Genomic DNA, 15,281 nt, shown 5'->3' with positions numbered 1-15,281 from the left:
CACGGCGAATCAAGAGTGATGCCGGGGATCATCACTTCCACCCTGTGATCACCGCCCGTAGATTTTTGGCCATGACCTCCCAGCTGATCACCACCGCATCGAACCCCGTCCTGCGCGTCCCGCCGGCCTCGCCGGCTGCGGCGGCCGCCTACTTCGGGGCTTCGCTCGCCTTCCACGCCGACGTCTCCGACGTCGCGGCGGCCCTCGCCGCGGACGGCGACCCCGGATTCGTCGTCATCGACTCCCGCTCCACCGCCTCCTGGGACCAGGGGCACATCCCCGGCGCGGTGCACCTGCCCACCGCACTCATCGCGGAACAGGCCCGCGAACTCCTCGACCCGGCCGTGCCCGTGATCACGTACTGCTGGGGCCCCGGCTGCAACGGCGCGACGCGCGCCGCACTGGCTCTCGCCGAACTCGGCTACCAGGTCAAGGAGATGCTCGGCGGATTCGAGTACTGGGCTCGTGAGGGCTTCGAGTTCGAGACCTGGGAGGGGCGCGAGCGGCGTACCGCGGACACCCTCACCGCCCCTGCCGACTCCGAGGACTGCGGCTGCTGAGCGGCCCACGGTGAAGAGGTGCCCTCGACCGCCGGACTGGCCCGTACACCAGGCCCGTCCGGCGATCGAGCAGGCGCGGGATCAGAGCTTGGACAGCTCGTCCACCAGGTCGTCCAGCCCGAGGGATCCCTGCGAGAGGGCCGCCATGTGCCACGCCTTCGCGTCGAAGGCGTCGCCGTGCGCCTTGCGGGCGTTCTCCCGTCCCAGCAGCCAGGCGCGCTCGCCCAGCTTGTAGCCGATGGCCTGACCCGGCATCGACAGATAGCGGGTCAGCTCGCTCTCGACGAAGTCGGCGGGCCGGCCGCTGTGGCTGCCGAAGAACTCCTCGGCCAGGTCGGGCGTCCACCGCTCGCCGGGGTGGAACGGCGAGTCCGCCGGAATCTCCAGCTCCAGGTGCATCCCGATGTCGATGATCACCCGGCAGGCGCGCATCATCTGCGCGTCCAGATAGCCGAGCCGGCGCTCAGGGTCGGGCAGGAAGCCCAGCTCGTCCATCAGCCGCTCCGCGTACAGCGCCCAGCCCTCGGCATTGGCACTGACCTGCCCGACCGACGCCTGGTAGCGGGAGAGGTTCTCCGCCACGTGGGTCCACTGCGCGATCTGCAGATGGTGGCCGGGAACTCCCTCGTGGTACCAGGTGGACACCAGGTCGTACACGGCGAAGCGGGTCTCGCCCATCGTGGGCAGCCAGGTCCGGCCGGGACGCGAGAAGTCCTCGGAGGGGCCGGTGTAGTACGGGGCGGCGGCGCCACCCGCCGGGGCGATGTGGGACTCCACCTTCCGTACCCGCTCGGCCAGTTCGAAGTGGGTGCCGTCGAGCGCCTCGATGGCCTCGTCCATCAGGTTCTGGAGCCAGGTCCGCACCTCGTCGACACCCTCGATGTGCTTGCCGTGCACATCGAGATGCGCGAGGGCCTCCCAGGGACCCGCGCCGGGCAGGATCTTCTCCGCCTCGGCCTTCATCTCGGCCAGCAGGCGGTGGTATTCGGACCAGCCGTACGCGTACGCCTCGTCGAGATCCAGGTCGGTGCCGTTGTAGAAGCGCGCCCAACGGGCGTACCGCTCACGGCCCACGGTGTCGGGAGCGCCCTCGATCGCCGGGGCGTACACCTCGCTCATCCAGTCGCGCAGCGCCACGAGCGCCGCCGCGGCCTGACCGGCCGCCGCGTCCAGCTCCGTGCGCAGGGCGGCGGGCCCGGGGGCGACGAAGTCCTGGAAGAATCCCGAACCGCTGCCGCCGGCCCACTTCGTCAACTGCTCGATGAACGTGGTGGTCGGGCGCGGCCCCCCGTACAGCTTGCGCTCCAGGCCGAGTTCGAGCGAGGCGCGGTATCCCTCCAGCGCGTCCGGGACGGCCCGCAGCCGGTCCACGACCGCGGCCCACTCCTCGTCCGTGCCGGTCGGCATGATCGTGAACACCTCGCGCAGGCTGTGCACCGGCGAGTGGAGGTTGGAGACGACCCGCAGCCCCTCATCGGCGTCGTGGACGCCGAGTTCGGCCGTCAGCCGCTCGCGCAGCAGCCGTCCGCACCGGCGCTCGGCGTCACTGTCCGCACCGGGCAGCTGCTCCGCGGCGTCGAGCTTCGCCAGGGTCGCGCGGGCGAGATCGGCGACTGCCGCCTGACCGGCGGGCGAGAAGTCGGGCAGTCGGCGTGCGCTGTCGGCGACGCCGAGATACGTACCGGTGATCGGGTCGAGTTCGATGAATGCGTCGACGTAGGCGTCGGCGACCTGGCGGGGCAGCGGGCTCTGAGTAGTGTCTGACATGCGGACATCCTCGTACGGCGAGGGCCTCCGCGTCACCAACACCGCGAATCAGCCCGCGGACGGAGATCCCGGTGGCGGCGCCGACGGTGTGCCCGGGGGCAACAGGGGCCCGCATTCCCACTGTTGGAAGATCAGCCGGGTCTCGACCCGGGCCACCTCACGGCGCGAGGTGAACTCGTCCAGCACCAGCCGCTGGAGGTCCGCGGTGTCGGAGACGGCCACCTGGACCAGATAGTCGTCGGGGCCGGTGAGGTGGAACAGCGCACGGGACTCCGGCAGCGCCCTGATCCGGTCCACGAACGGGCCGATGAGCTCGCGGCGGTGCGGCCGGACCTGCACGAGGAGCAGTGCCTGCACGCCCCGGCCCAGACGTGCCGGGTCGAGGCGCAGCTGATGTCCGAGGATGATTCCGGAGCGGCGCAGCCGGGTCACCCGGTCCAGACAGGTGGACGGAGCCACCCCGACCTCGGCGGCCAGTTCCCGGTATGTGGTCCGTGAATCGTTCTGGAGGAGCCGCAGAATATGCAGATCCACCGGATCGAGAACGACAGAATCAGCCATGCGTCGAACGTAACACGGGGTTCTGCCCCCTCGACCCGTCAGCTGTTCAGAGTAGTGACATGGACACCGAAGCCTCGATGGCGCCCCGGACCTCATCCCCGTCCCGGGCGCTGGCCACCGAAGCCGTGCACGCCGGACGCGACGATCTCGCCTCCCTCGGACTGCATGCCCCGCCGCTCGACCTGTCCACCACCTACCCCTCGTACGACTCCAGGGGCGAGGCCGAGCGGATCGACGCGTTCGCCACCACCGGCGCCAGGCCGGACGGGCCGCCCGTCTACGCGCGCCTCGACAATCCGACCACCGCCCGCTTCGAAACCGCCCTGGCCCGTCTCGAAGGGACCGAGAGCGCTGTCGCGTTCGCCAGCGGAATGGCGGCGCTCACCGCCGTGCTGCTGGCCCGCGCGAGCATGGGCCTGCGCCATGTGGTCGCCGTGCGCCCGCTCTACGGCTGCAGTGACCACCTTCTGGGCGCCGGACTTCTCGGTACGGAGGTGACCTGGACCGACCCGGCGGGCATCTCCGACGCCATCCGCCCCGACACGGGCCTCGTGATCGTCGAGACCCCTGCCAATCCGACCCTGGCCGAGGTGGACATCCGGGCCGTCGCGCATGCCTGCGGGTCCGTTCCGCTGCTCGTCGACAACACCTTCGCGACCCCGGTGCTCCAGCGGCCGGTCGAGCACGGTGCCCGGATCGTGCTGCACAGTGCCACCAAGTACCTGGGCGGCCACGGCGACGTGATGGGCGGGGTCGTCGCCTGCGACGAGGAGTTCGCGGCGACTCTGCGCCAGGTGCGCTTCGCCACCGGCGGCGTACTGCACCCGCTCGCCGGATATCTGCTGCTGCGGGGGCTCTCCACGCTGCCGGTGCGGGTCAGGGCCGCGTCGGCGAGCGCCGCCGAACTCGCCAGGCGCCTCACCGCCGATCCGCGCATCGCCCGCGTCCACTACCCGCGGGTGGGGGGTGCGATGGTGTCGTTCGAGGTGTACGGGGATCCGCACCGGGTGATCGCCGCGGTACGGCTCATCACGCCGGCCGTCAGCCTGGGCAGCGTGGACTCGCTGATCCAGCACCCGGCCTCCATCAGCCACCGCATCGTGGCCGAGGGAGACCGGCAGGCGTCCGGCGTCGGGGACCGGCTGCTGCGCATGTCGGTCGGCCTGGAAGACGTCGAGGACCTGTGGGCCGACCTGTGCCAGGCGCTCAGCGGCCCGTCGGCTCAGCCCGCTCGTACGGCGGCAGCGAACGGACGGGAGAGGCGTCCAGTCGGGCTGTGACGACGAGCGTGCCCTCCTCGATCTGGTAGTCGAGGGGCAGTTCGAGGCCGCGCATCGCTGCGACCATGCCCGTGTTGTGGGCCTGGGTGACGGCGTAGACGCTCTCGCAGCCGGCCTCGACCGCCAGGGCCACCAGTCGGCCCAGCAGTTCGGAGCCGATCCCGCGGCGCTGCCAGTCGTCCTCGACGAGCAGGGCGACCTCGGTCTCGTCGCCGTCCCAGAGCAGATGGCCGAGCGCCACCAGCTTGCCGGAGGCGGTCTGCACGGCGAGGGTGCGGCCGAAGCGCGGGCTCAGCAGGTGATCGAGGTAGCGGTCGGCGTCGCGCACCGGCCCGTGGTAGCGCAGCCCGAGGGTCCGCTCGGAGCAGCGGTCGTGCATGGCGCGGGCTGCGGCGAGGTCGCCGCGGTCCGCGCGGCGCACGGTGATCTCGTTGCCCTCGGGGAGCGTGAGTACGTCCTCGCTGCGCGGGATCCGGGGGCCGAGCCGCGCGTCGAGCTCCACGAGGGCGCGGGCCCGGGCGAACTCGGTCGGCGTGAACGGCAGGTGCGGACGCTCCACGGTGATGACACCGCCCGAGGGATCGCGCAGCCGCATCACGGTCTCCTCCAGCATGCCTTCCACGGGTGCGCTCTCACCGGTGGGACGGCCGGTGATGGAGACGGCGGGCAGCGAGTGGATGGTGCATCGGCCCAGCAACTGCCGAAGTGCCAGCGGGAGTTCGGCGGCGTCCAGTGCGGTACGGGTGGCGAGCCCGAGGACCCGGGTCGGGGTGTCGACCAGGTCGTGGGCGTCCGCGCGCTCGATCCACGTGGAGCTGCCGCCCGCCGCGGAGATCTCCCGGGTGAGCTCCTGGGCCTGGAGCGCGGCGGGGGCGCGCAGCAGGAACTCGTCGACGGTGCCGTCGGCCAGCGGGTGCGTCTGGAGCGTCAGGATGTCGACCCGGAAACGGGCGAGCGCGATGCACAGGGCGGCCAGGCTGCCCGGGGTGTCGCGCACGGTCGTCCGCATCCGCCACAGGATGGTGTCCTCGGCGGTCAGCGAGGTCCCGGCCACGACGTCCTGTGTCGCCCCGGCGGCGCCCGCGCCCGGCGGGGCGTGACTGTGGCGCCGGGCCCACCAGGTGTGGAACGCGGCCGTGGCGGCGAGGGCCACGGCCGAGGCGATCAGCAGATAGGGGCCGTCGGGCTGGTGCCCGATCAGGTTGGCGATCGCGTCGGCCACGGCGACCGCCGTGAACAGGGCGGCCAGCTCGATCAGGTCCCGCCGCCAGTGGTGGGGACGGCGGGCACTCTTCGCGGATGTCACATCAGTCATGTCCTCACTGTGACCGAGCGGTGTTGCCTGATCACGAACGGCTTGTGACTGATGGGTTAAGTGTGGATCTGGTTGCCTATCGTCTCTTTTTGTCTGGTTCTCCCATGGCCATTCGGCTCACTGTCCCGTACGCCCCGGCTGGAGCACCTTGCTGTACAGGACGGTCCCGCCCTGCGCCCGGAGCCGTACCGTGAGTTCGCCGCTGTCACCGTCGATGTCCACCTCGCCGAAGTACTGCGGCGACTCCATGGGAGAGACGTTCGCCCGCTCCGGTGCCTGGAGGAAGACCCGGTCGGGTCCGAAGGTGGCATCGAGCTGGTTCGCGGGGAACCCCCCGGCCGCCAGTGGCCCCGAGACGAACTCCCAGAACGGCGCGAAGTCCTTGAAGGCCGCCCGCTCGGGGGAGTAGTGCTGCGCGGACGTGTAGTGCACATCGGCCGTCAGCCACACCGTGCCGGTGATCCGCTGCCGCTTGATGTGGCGCAGGAGTTCCGCCAGCTGGAGTTCGCGGCCGAGCGGGGCGCCGGGATCGCCCTGAGCCACTGCCTCGAAGTTCGTCGCACCGTCGGGGACGACCAGCCCCAGCGGCATGTCCGCGGCGATCACCTTCCACGTGGCGCGCGAGCGTGACAGTTCCCGCTTGAGCCAGCCGAGCTGCGCGGCGCCGAGAATGCCGGTGGTGTCGTCGGGCTGCCGGCCGGGGGAGTTGGCGTTGCGGAAGGAACGCATGTCCAGGACGAAGAGATCGAGGAGCGGCCCGTGTCGTACGACGCGGTGCATCCGTCCCTCACCGATGGGCCCGTGCGACGCCGGGACGGGGAAGTACTCGCCGAACGCGCGCACCGAGCGGGCCGCCAGCACATCCACGTTCTTCTCGGTGTAGCGCGGATCGTCGAGGATCTGGCCGGGATACCAGTTGTTACGGACCTCGTGGTCGTCCCACTGGACGACGGAGGGCACCTGTGCGTTGAACGCGCGCAGGTTCTCGTCGAGCAGGTTGTAGCGGAAGTTGCCGCGGTACTCGTCGAGCGTCTCGGCGACCTTCGCCTTCTCCTCGGTGGTGATGTTGCGCCAGATCCGGCCGTCGGGCAGCGTCACGCTCGGCTCGATCACCCCGTCCGCGTAGATGTTGTCCCCGCTGCAGAGGAAGAAGTCCGGGTCGAGGCGCCGCATCTCGTCGTACACCCGGTAGCCGCCGATGTCCGGGTTGATGCCCCAGCCCTGGCCCGCGATGTCGCCCGACCACAGGAAGCGCACGCCGTCGCGGCGCCGCGCGGGGGCCGTGCGGAACGATCCGTACACCGGCTTGCCCGTCCGGCGCGGATCATGCGGGTCGGCGAGTGTCACCCGGTAGTGCACCCGCTCGCCCGGCGGCAGCCCGTACAGCGGAGTCGTGCCGGTGAAGTCCGTACGGGACCCGATGAGCGGGCCGTGCCATCTGCGGGCCCGGCGGAACGACGCGGTGGCCGACGTCTCGACGAGCATCTGCGCCGGACGGTCCGAGCGCACCCACACCAGGGCGGACGACGAGGTCACGGCACCCGTCTGGACACCCCACGCCGCGCTCGGCCGGCCGGAGAGCGCGAAGGCGGGGGCCGCGGTGAGGGTGGCCGGAAGGGTGGCGGCGGCCGAGGCGACGAGCGAGCCGCGCAGGACGGTGCGGCGGCCGGGGTGCGGGACGTGCGAACGCGACGACATCGAGGGTCCTCCGGGGCGATGGGGCGGTCGGGGCAGAAGTGGCTGCCCGCCGACCCATGCCTAGTGCCTGGCGGCGGCTGCCACACCAACCTCAGGTGAACAAGAGGGCCTTGCCCCTGCCGTACGCGACGGGCCCCGCGGCGCTCAGCGGCTCGTGTCGAGGATGACGCGCGCCACCGCCGCGGGGTCGTCGTTCATCGGCACATGGCCGCAGCCCGGCAGCCGCACCAGCCGGGCCCCCGGGATGGTGCGCTTCGCCCGGATCCCCTGCCTGCGCAGCAGCAGCCGGTCCTGGCTGCCCCAGGCGATGGTCACGGGGAGGCCGGGCACGTCCTCGCTGAAGGCGACGTTCCCGCCGGCGGCCAGCGTCTGATGGAAGCCCGTCGCCTCGCGCAGCGCGAACGTCTCCGCGACCACGGCCTCGGGTGAACGGCGCCCGGGCCGGGCGTAGATGGTGCTTGTCAGCGCCGCGCGCCCGGCCGCCCCGGCCGAGAGCCGCTCGATCAGTGAAGCCGGCATGGACAGGGCGCCCAGGCGCATCGCGCGCAGGGCCGCGACCGCGTAGCGGCGCTCGCCAGGCGTCCAGAATCCGGCAGGGGACAGCGCCGTCACCGACCGGACGAGCTTCAGGCGGCCCAGTTCGAGGGCGAGCAGACCGCCGAGCGAGTTCCCGGCCACATGGGGCCGTCGCACGCCGATCTCCTCGCAGAACGCGTCCAGCAGGGGTGCCACCGTGGTCAGGTCGTACGGGAGACCGTCCGGCAGGCCGGGGGAGGTGCCGAACCCCGGCAGGTCCACGGCGATGACGTCCCGTTCCGTGGCGAGAATCCGCACCACCGGGTCCCAGGCCTGACGGTGGTGACCGATGCCGTGGAGGAGCAGCAGGGGCTCGCCGGACCCGGTCCTTTCGTACGCTATCGACACGCTGTGCCGCTCTCCGGCGGAACCGGCTGTGAACGAGGCCGTGGTGGCCATGCGGTAGCTCCCTGGCTCTCTGGCGATTTAGACGTTGTGTCAGCAACAATTACCGTCCGGTAGCTCGCAGTTCAAGGGCCCGGGCGATTCCCGCTGGACAGCGCACCGCGGGTGGGCTGGGATGGCACGGTGACTGTCAATACCGTGACCGATCTCTTCGAAGAACACCGGCCCGTGCTCACCGGAGTCGCCTACCGCATGCTCGGGCGCGTCGCCGACGCCGAGGACGTGGTGCAGGAGGCGTGGCTGCGCTGGTCGTCGGCGGCGCGGGAGGACGTGCGGGAGCCGAGGGCCTATCTCGTACGGATCACCACTCGCCTCGCCATCGACCGGCTGCGCCACGTCCAGTCGCGGCGCGAGGCATACGTCGGCCCCTGGCTGCCCGAACCGGTCGTGACCGACTTCGGTCCGTCCGTCCCGGACACCGCGGAACGGGTGGTCCTCGCCGAATCCGTCTCCCTCGCCGTCCTGGTCGTCCTCGAATCCCTCTCGCCGCTGGAACGCGCCGTCTTCGTGCTGCGTGAAGCCTTCGGATTCCCGTACGCGGAGATCGCCACCGCCCTGGACCGGACCGAGGCCGCCGTACGTCAGCTCGCCGGACGTGCCAAGCGCCATGTGGAGGAGCGCAAACCGCGCTACGACGTGGACCCGGCCGAGCGCCGCGACCTGACCGAGCGCTTCCTCGCCGCGGCGTCCGGCGGCGATCTCGAACAGCTGCTCGCGCTACTGGCGCCGGATGTGAGGCTCGTCAGCGACAGCGGGGGCAAGGCGAAGGCTCCGAGGCGGATCATCGAGACCGCGGACAAGGTGGCCCGCTTCCTCATCGCCGTCGGGCAGGACCGGACCCAGAGCTGGGAATACCGGCTGGTCGAGCTCAACGGTGGCGTGGCCCTTGTGGTGTTCGTCGACGGTGTGCCGGACACCTTCTTCCAGGTGGACGTCAGGGACGGAGTTATCCAATGCGCCTATATCATCCGTAACCCAGACAAGCTCTCCGGATTGCCCGTCGAATAACTCCCGCCCGCCCACTGCGTATGGGCACCGCGAGCCCCTCGCGACTCAGGTGCCGAGCCCCACGGACCCGCCCGGACGTGGGGCTTTGTGCTGCGCGCGGCTCACGGCATCACGAACGTCCTGTGAACGCTCTGCGGTGCGTCGCCGTTTCGCTCCGTTACTGGATAAGGATTGGTCTTGACCAAGGGGGTGCACCGTCCTATGGTCTCAACGTTAAGACAGGAACCTTTAATAAATAACGTCGCGGAAAGCCGCTGGGCGATTGCGGAGGACAGGGTGGGGACCACGCAGCTGGAATCGGTACAGGAGCCGAAGTACTGGCACCTCAAGACCGTGCTCAGTGAGGCACTCGACTCGGACTTTGCGGTGGGAGAGATCCTGCCCAACGAGCGTGACCTCGCGGCCCGGTTCGGTGTGGCCCGAGCCACGCTCCGGCAGGCTCTGGAGCAGCTCGAACTCGAAGGCAGGCTCCAGCGCCGCCGCGGCGTGGGGACCACCGTCGCCCCGCCCCGCGTGGGAGTCGCCGTGGCCGCCGCGCAGCAGGACTGGACGGGTGGCGCCGGCGAGACGTGGCAGCCCGTCGACTGCACCACCGGGCCCGTCCCGGCAGCCGTGAGCGCGATGTTCGACGCGGGCACGGGCGACACCGTGCACATGGTGCGCCGCATCCGGGTCAGCCACGGGCAGCCTCTCGCGGCGGAACTCCTCTACGTCCCGTCCTCCTCGGTGCCCGCTCTCTCCGCGATCGACGCCCCTTCGGGCCCCGCCCGCGCGCGGAGCGTCCTGCGCGAGCTGGACCGTCTGGGTCTCAACGGCCAGGACCGCTCGGTGGAGCTGGGATCGGCCCGGGCGGACGACGCCAAGGAACTCGACAGGCTTCCGGGCGCTCCCGTGCTCGTGGTCACCACACGCTACTTCGCGGCGGGCGGTACGGCGGCAGTCTCCGTGGCCACCTACCGGGCCGACACCTGCCGGCTCACCTTCGGTGACTCGGGGGCCCTGGAGATCAGCCACGAGGACCAGGCGCGGCAGGCTTCCTGACCGCCTGCGACGCCGCTTCCGAGCCGCTCGCTCATGTTCACGTACACCGTGCGGCCCGTCGCAGTCAGCGACGGGCCGTTACCGTGCCCTCCACCGCGAAAAGCTGCTCCTCGACATGGTCCAGTGCCAGCCGCAGCGCGCCTGTCGCGACGGCCGCCTCGCCCAGCAGGGAGAGCGTGACCCGGGGCGGGCGCAGGCAGTAGCGCGCCAGCTCCCCCCGGAGCGGATCGAGGACCCCGTCCAGCCCCGCGGCCCAGCCGCCGATGACCACGAGCTCCGGATCGAGCGCGAGCACCAGAGCCGCGACATCGTGGACCAGCCGCTGAATGAACCGCTCGACGGCCGCCTGCGCACCGGCGTCACCCCGCCGGGCCTCCGCGAAGACCGCGGCCACCGCATGCTCGTCCAGAGGGTCGAGCGGCGTGTCGGTCGTCGAGAGCAACCGCTCCGGCGTCACACCCCGCCCCAGCAGATGCAGCGCGCCGATCTCTCCGGCCGCGCCGCCGAACCCGCGGTGCAGCCGCCCCCCGATCAGCGAACCGGCCCCCGGGCTCAGTCCGGCCAGGACGAAGACGATGTCGTCCGACTCCGTCGCGGCGCCTTTCCAATGCTCGGCCACCGCCGCGGCATTGGCATCGTTCTCCACGAGCACCGGGCACCGGAACGACCGCCGAAGCCGCTCCCCGAGGGCGAGCCCGGTCCATTCCGGCAGTGCGGTGCCCAGCCGGACGGTCCCATCGGCCTCCACAATGCCCGGGCTGCCCACGCCGACCGCCCGCAGACTGCTGCGAGCCACCCCGGAACGCCGCAGCAGATCCGCGATCACGGTCCTGACCTGGTCCAGCCGTTCGTCAGCACCCGCGGTCTCGGACACCGCGCGAGAGCCGGCCCCGATGATCCGGCCGTCCAGCCCCGACAACAGCGCGGAGACCCGGTGGGGCCCGATCTCGACGCCCAGCAGATGCCCGGCCTCTGCCCGGAAGCGGAACCGTCTGGCCGGCCTTCCCTGCCGCCGCGCCTCACCCTCGTCGGCCTGTGCCTCGACGACCAGCCCGGCCTCGAAGAGGCCCTCGACGACACCTTCGACCGTGGGGCGGGAGAGCCCCGTGATCCGGGTCAGGTCCGTCAGAGTCGGAGAACCCGCGCCCCTCAGAGCGTGCAGCACCACCGCGGAATTGATCCGCCTCAACAGAGACGGGTCCCCTCCGGTCAGCCGGCCCACAGTGTGTCCTCCCAGCTCGCGCGCATGTCTGCCGGATCGTACTCGCTGGTCGGGGACCCAGCGACCACTGGACGCAGCCGGTATCGAGAGGTGACCTGCGTCAGCGGGGAGCGACGAAGCCGGACTCGTACGCGGCGATCACCGCCTGGGTGCGGTCCCTGGCCCCCAACTTGGCCAGGACGGCACTGACATGCGACTTCACGGTTTCGACACCGACCACGAGCTTGGCGGCGATCTCCGCATTGGACAGGCCTCTGGCCATCAACCGGAGCACCTCTTCCTCGCGCTCGGTGAGCGACGCCAGCTCCATGGCCGCCCGGGCCTTGCTCGTGCCGTACTCGGCGGCGAGCTGCCGGACCGCGGCAGGGAACAGCAGCGACTCCCCCTCCGCGACCAGCCGCACCGCGTTGACGATCTCGGCCGGCCGGGCCCGCTTCAGCAGAAAACCGTCCGCCCCCGCCCGCAGCGCTTCGTAGACGTACTCGTCGTTCTCGAACGTGGTCACCACAAGGATCTTCGGCGGCTCCGGCACCGTCCGCAGCACCACCCTGGTCGCCTCGATGCCGTCCATCAGAGGCATACGCACATCCATCGCGACGACATCGGGCCTCAGCTGACGCACCAGCGGAATCACCGCGGCGCCGTCGCCCGCCTCGCCCACCACCTCGATATCGGGCTGTGCCTCAAGGACCGCACGCAGTCCCGCGCGTACGAGAGGTTCGTCGTCGACCAGAAGAACGGTAACCGGCATCCGCTCAGCGTATGCGCTCCAGCGGAAGGCTCGCGTGCACTCTCCATTCGCCGTCGTAGGGGCCCGTCTTGGCTTTTCCTCCCAGCAGGGCGGCCCGCTCCCGTATGCCCCGCAGCCCGCTGCCACCGCCGGACATGCTCGTCGAACCCGTGAGCGGATTCGCCACTTCGAGCTCGAGCCATCCGTCCACCACGCTGATCCGCACCCGGACGGGCACGGAACCCGCGTGACGCAGTGCGTTGGTGAGCGACTCCTGAAGAATGCGATAACCCTCGCGGGACACCGAAGCGGGGAGCAGGTCCAACGCGCCGGACACGTTGGCCTCGACCTTCGCGCCGGAGCCACGCGCGGAATCCAGGAGCCGGTCGGCTTCGACGAGCGTGGGCCGCCTACCTACAGGGGTGCCGGACTCACGCAGCACCCGCAGCACCCGCTCCAGGTCGTCCAGCGCCTCCCGGCCCGTCTCCTCGATCGCGGCGAGCGCCCGCTCCGTGAACGCGGGATCGTTCGCCGCGCGTGCGGCGCCGGCCTGTACGACGGCCACCGTCAGCGCGTGCCCGATCGAGTCGTGGAGTTCGCGGGCGATCCGATTGCGTTCCAGCAGTTGCTCCGTGCGCTCCTCCAGGGCGGTCATCTTCTCCGTGGTGGTCGGTCCGAGCAGCCACCGCGCAGCTGCCGTGGCCACGTTGCCGCCCACCGTGACGAGGCCGAGAAGGACGAGGATCGGCACGGGGGTCAGGAGGACATACCACCAGTGGGATTCGACTCCCTGTATCAGCCATTCGTCACTGGGGCCTTTCCCGAAGGCGGTGAGGGCGAGATCCACGGAAGTAGCGGGCAGCCAGACCGTCGCGAACATGGCCGCTGCCGCGAGCAGGAGGCGCACCTCCAGCCAGAGCACGGTCCGCCACCGGTCCGCCCATGTCGCCGCGGGCGCCGCCGAGATCGCGGCGTCCGGGTGGCCGCGCTCCCACGGTGTCAGCAGCAACTGCCCCTGTATCCCCTCGGCCAGGCGCATCGCGGGAACGAGCCCGACCGGCACCGCCATGACCAGGAGCACCCACGGCTTGTCGGGGGAAACGAACAGCCACACGCTGGCTACGGCGGCCGGACTGAGGAGATGCAGCCAGCGGCTGTACGTGGCCTGCCTGGCCAGCGGAGCGAGGAAGCGGTACATGCGAGCCATCGTGCCAGCGCGCCTGCCGCGGCGGCTCCCCCGAGCGAGGGAGATGATCTACACGGGAGGGGGAGGCAGGGGGAGGGGGACGGCGGCCAGGCTGAGGACATGACCAGCATCGACGTCCATGAGCTCACCAAGGAATACGGCGCGACCCGTGCCGTGGACCGCCTCACGTTCAGTGTGCGGCCAGGCCGGGTCACGGGCTTCCTCGGCCCCAACGGCGCGGGCAAGTCCACCACCATGCGCCTCGTCCTCGGCCTGGACCGGCCCACCAGCGGCACGGCCACCATCGGCGGACAGGCGTACGCGACGCTTGACAGACCGTTGCGAAAAGTCGGCGCGCTGCTCGACGCCCAGGCGGCCCACGGCTCGCGTACCGCGCGGCATCATCTGCTGGCCCTCAGCGCGAGCAACGGCATCCCCGACGCGAGGGTCGACGAGGTTCTTGAGGAAGCCGGGCTCAGCCAGGTCGGGGGAAAGCGCATCAAGACCTTCTCCCTCGGTATGCGGCAGCGCCTCGGTATAGCCGCCGCCCTGCTCGGGGACCCGGAGGTGGTGCTGCTGGACGAGCCGTCCAACGGACTGGACCCGGAAGGCATCGTGTGGATACGTGAGCTGATGAAGCGGCTCGCACGCGAAGGCCGGACGGTCCTGGTCTCCAGTCATCTGATGAACGAGACGTCGTCCTTCGCCGACCACCTGGTGGTTCTCGGCAGGGGCCGGCTCCTGGCCGACCTGCCGATGCAGGAATTCCTCGACTCCCGCAGCAAGCCCCGCGTGCGGCTGCGCACCACGGAGTCCGCGCGACTCCGTGACGTCCTGCGAAAGAAGGGACATCACCCGGTGCAGGACGATGACGGCCGATGGACCGTCGAAGGTGCCAGGGCGGAGGAAATCGGCGCCATAGCCGCCGTTGAGGGAATCCCCATTCTCGAACTGCTCGACGAACAGCCCACCTTGGAACAGGCATACCTCGACCTCACGGCGGCAGAGACCGAATTCGCGTCCGCCGGTGCGTCCCCGACCACTCGCCAGGAGGCGTGACCATGTCGACGACCGCAGTTCTCCGCTCAGAGTGGATCAAGATCAGGTCAGTCCGGTCGGTCGCGGGCTCACTGATAGCCGTCTTCCTCGCCACGCTGGCCATCACCATCCTCACCTTTGCCACCGTCGGGCAGGCGGAGGCGGACAACGAGGGCGCCGAGCTGGTCTTCGGCGCGTTCTACGCACTCAACTTCGGGCAGATCGCGGCCATCAGCTTCGGTGCGACGGCACTCTCCTCCGAGTATCTGAACGGTGCGCTGCGGATATCGCTCGCGGCCGTGCCCCGCAGAGGTCTCTTCTACCTGGCCAAGATGTCGGTTGTCGGCGGACTCGCGCTCGCCGTGGGTCTGGTGACCAGCTTCACCTCGTTCCTGGTGGGTCAACTGTTCATGGGGGAGTACGCGATCGGTCTGGGGGAGCCGGGCGCGCTGCGTGCGGCCTTCGGTGGTGGCATCTATCTGGGGTTGATGGCTTTGTTCGCCGCAGGACTTGCGGCACTGCTGCGCAGCGCGGTCGCGGTACTGAGTCTCCTGATCCCCTTCATCCTCATCGTCTCCTTCGTGGTCGGTGACATCGCGGGAGGAGTGGCCCAATATCTGCCGGACCGGGCCGGGCAGTTGGTGCTGCACCAGAGTCCGGAGGGCAGCCTCGGACCATGGACGGGGCTGGCCGTGACAGCGGCATGGGCGGGAGCGGCGCTGCTGGCGGGTTGGTGGGCGGTGCGGAAGAGGGACGCGTGAGGGCGCATGTCGCTTAATACGCGCCCCGCGCCCCGTGCCCTGTGACCCGTGCTCCGGCCCCCGGCTCGCGCCCTGTCGACCGGAAACGTGCCGGTCGGGGGCCGCCCCTGCCGGGGAACATCCCGGCTTCCCT

The 15,281-nt window shown here is 70.6% G+C and carries 14 protein-coding genes; 6 read left to right on the top strand and 8 right to left on the bottom strand.

The window, feature by feature from the left end:
* The first annotated feature begins 65 nt into the window (after window positions 1-65).
* Window positions 66-560 (top strand): rhodanese-like domain-containing protein, encoded by a 495-nt coding sequence (locus AC07FA_RS30220; protein WP_479079486.1) that lies wholly within the window; start codon window positions 66-68, stop codon window positions 558-560.
* Window positions 561-641: 81 nt separating this feature from the next.
* Here AC07FA_RS30220 and AC07FA_RS30215 read toward each other — a convergent pair whose 3' ends face one another.
* Together AC07FA_RS30215 and AC07FA_RS30210 are read right to left on the bottom strand one after the other, a co-directional pair.
* Complete coding sequence (locus AC07FA_RS30215; RefSeq protein ID WP_479079485.1) at window positions 642-2,327, bottom strand: DUF885 domain-containing protein; 1,686 nt, start codon at window positions 2,325-2,327, stop codon at window positions 642-644.
* A 48-nt stretch (window positions 2,328-2,375) separates the two neighbouring features.
* Window positions 2,376-2,888 carry an Lrp/AsnC family transcriptional regulator gene (locus AC07FA_RS30210; protein WP_479079484.1) on the bottom strand — a complete coding sequence of 171 codons (513 nt, stop codon included), beginning with the start codon at window positions 2,886-2,888 and terminating at the stop codon, window positions 2,376-2,378.
* A gap of 59 nt (window positions 2,889-2,947) precedes the next feature.
* Between AC07FA_RS30210 and AC07FA_RS30205 the strand changes: the two genes are divergently transcribed.
* The gene (locus tag AC07FA_RS30205; RefSeq protein ID WP_479079483.1) at window positions 2,948-4,168 is read left to right on the top strand and encodes a trans-sulfuration enzyme family protein; all 1,221 of its coding nucleotides are present in this window, start codon (window positions 2,948-2,950) and stop codon (window positions 4,166-4,168) included.
* Here the strand turns inward: AC07FA_RS30205 and AC07FA_RS30200 are convergent.
* The 3 genes from AC07FA_RS30200 to AC07FA_RS30190 form a co-directional block, all read right to left on the bottom strand.
* Window positions 4,095-5,474 (bottom strand): GNAT family N-acetyltransferase, encoded by a 1,380-nt coding sequence (locus AC07FA_RS30200; protein WP_479079575.1) that lies wholly within the window; start codon window positions 5,472-5,474, stop codon window positions 4,095-4,097. The genes AC07FA_RS30205 and AC07FA_RS30200 overlap by 74 nt on opposite strands.
* 126 nt (window positions 5,475-5,600) lie before the next feature.
* Window positions 5,601-7,181: an alkaline phosphatase D family protein gene (locus AC07FA_RS30195; protein ID WP_479079482.1), complete on the bottom strand. Its 1,581-nt coding sequence runs from the start codon at window positions 7,179-7,181 to the stop codon at window positions 5,601-5,603.
* 144 nt (window positions 7,182-7,325) lie between these two features.
* Window positions 7,326-8,156 carry an alpha/beta fold hydrolase gene (locus tag AC07FA_RS30190; protein ID WP_479079481.1) on the bottom strand — a complete coding sequence of 277 codons (831 nt, stop codon included), beginning with the start codon at window positions 8,154-8,156 and terminating at the stop codon, window positions 7,326-7,328.
* Window positions 8,157-8,285: 129 nt separating this feature from the next.
* Between AC07FA_RS30190 and AC07FA_RS30185 the strand changes: the two genes are divergently transcribed.
* Both AC07FA_RS30185 and AC07FA_RS30180 read left to right on the top strand, forming a co-directional pair.
* Complete coding sequence (locus AC07FA_RS30185; protein WP_479079480.1) at window positions 8,286-9,170, top strand: RNA polymerase sigma-70 factor; 885 nt, start codon at window positions 8,286-8,288, stop codon at window positions 9,168-9,170.
* Between the two features lie 276 nt (window positions 9,171-9,446).
* Window positions 9,447-10,211: a GntR family transcriptional regulator gene (locus tag AC07FA_RS30180; RefSeq protein ID WP_479079479.1), complete on the top strand. Its 765-nt coding sequence runs from the start codon at window positions 9,447-9,449 to the stop codon at window positions 10,209-10,211.
* Between the two features lie 64 nt (window positions 10,212-10,275).
* Here AC07FA_RS30180 and AC07FA_RS30175 read toward each other — a convergent pair whose 3' ends face one another.
* The 3 genes from AC07FA_RS30175 to AC07FA_RS30165 form a co-directional block, all read right to left on the bottom strand.
* The gene (locus AC07FA_RS30175; RefSeq protein ID WP_479079478.1) at window positions 10,276-11,433 is read right to left on the bottom strand and encodes an ROK family transcriptional regulator; all 1,158 of its coding nucleotides are present in this window, start codon (window positions 11,431-11,433) and stop codon (window positions 10,276-10,278) included.
* A gap of 100 nt (window positions 11,434-11,533) precedes the next feature.
* Window positions 11,534-12,184 (bottom strand): response regulator, encoded by a 651-nt coding sequence (locus tag AC07FA_RS30170; protein ID WP_479079477.1) that lies wholly within the window; start codon window positions 12,182-12,184, stop codon window positions 11,534-11,536.
* A 4-nt stretch (window positions 12,185-12,188) separates the two neighbouring features.
* Entirely contained in the window at window positions 12,189-13,361 is a 1,173-nt protein-coding gene (locus AC07FA_RS30165; protein ID WP_479079476.1) for a sensor histidine kinase, read from the bottom strand.
* Between the two features lie 108 nt (window positions 13,362-13,469).
* Here AC07FA_RS30165 and AC07FA_RS30160 point away from each other — a divergent pair, with 108 nt between their 5' ends.
* Together AC07FA_RS30160 and AC07FA_RS30155 are read left to right on the top strand one after the other, a co-directional pair.
* Window positions 13,470-14,408: an ATP-binding cassette domain-containing protein gene (locus AC07FA_RS30160; protein WP_479079475.1), complete on the top strand. Its 939-nt coding sequence runs from the start codon at window positions 13,470-13,472 to the stop codon at window positions 14,406-14,408.
* Window positions 14,405-15,148, top strand: a complete 744-nt coding sequence (locus tag AC07FA_RS30155; RefSeq protein WP_479079474.1) for an ABC transporter permease — start codon at window positions 14,405-14,407, stop codon at window positions 15,146-15,148. The genes AC07FA_RS30160 and AC07FA_RS30155 overlap by 4 nt, the downstream gene beginning before the upstream one ends.
* Window positions 15,149-15,281 lie beyond the last annotated feature (133 nt).

The organism is Streptomyces sp. NPDC045968 (assembly GCF_056430475.1).
This window is presented reverse-complemented; position numbering and strand designations above follow the sequence as displayed.

What these genes read in the sequence shown, in the direction of transcription:
- AC07FA_RS30215 (WP_479079485.1), bottom strand. Translation starts at nt 2,327, where the DNA reads ATGTCAGACACTACTCAGAGCCCGCTGCCCCGCCAGGTCGCCGACGCC.
- AC07FA_RS30210 (WP_479079484.1), bottom strand. Translation starts at nt 2,888, where the DNA reads ATGGCTGATTCTGTCGTTCTCGATCCGGTGGATCTGCATATTCTGCGG.
- AC07FA_RS30205 (WP_479079483.1), top strand. Translation starts at nt 2,948, where the DNA reads ATGGACACCGAAGCCTCGATGGCGCCCCGGACCTCATCCCCGTCCCGG.
- AC07FA_RS30195 (WP_479079482.1), bottom strand. Translation starts at nt 7,181, where the DNA reads ATGTCGTCGCGTTCGCACGTCCCGCACCCCGGCCGCCGCACCGTCCTG.
- AC07FA_RS30190 (WP_479079481.1), bottom strand. Translation starts at nt 8,156, where the DNA reads ATGGCCACCACGGCCTCGTTCACAGCCGGTTCCGCCGGAGAGCGGCAC.
- AC07FA_RS30170 (WP_479079477.1), bottom strand. Translation starts at nt 12,184, where the DNA reads ATGCCGGTTACCGTTCTTCTGGTCGACGACGAACCTCTCGTACGCGCG.
- AC07FA_RS30165 (WP_479079476.1), bottom strand. Translation starts at nt 13,361, where the DNA reads ATGTACCGCTTCCTCGCTCCGCTGGCCAGGCAGGCCACGTACAGCCGC.
- AC07FA_RS30160 (WP_479079475.1), top strand. Translation starts at nt 13,470, where the DNA reads ATGACCAGCATCGACGTCCATGAGCTCACCAAGGAATACGGCGCGACC.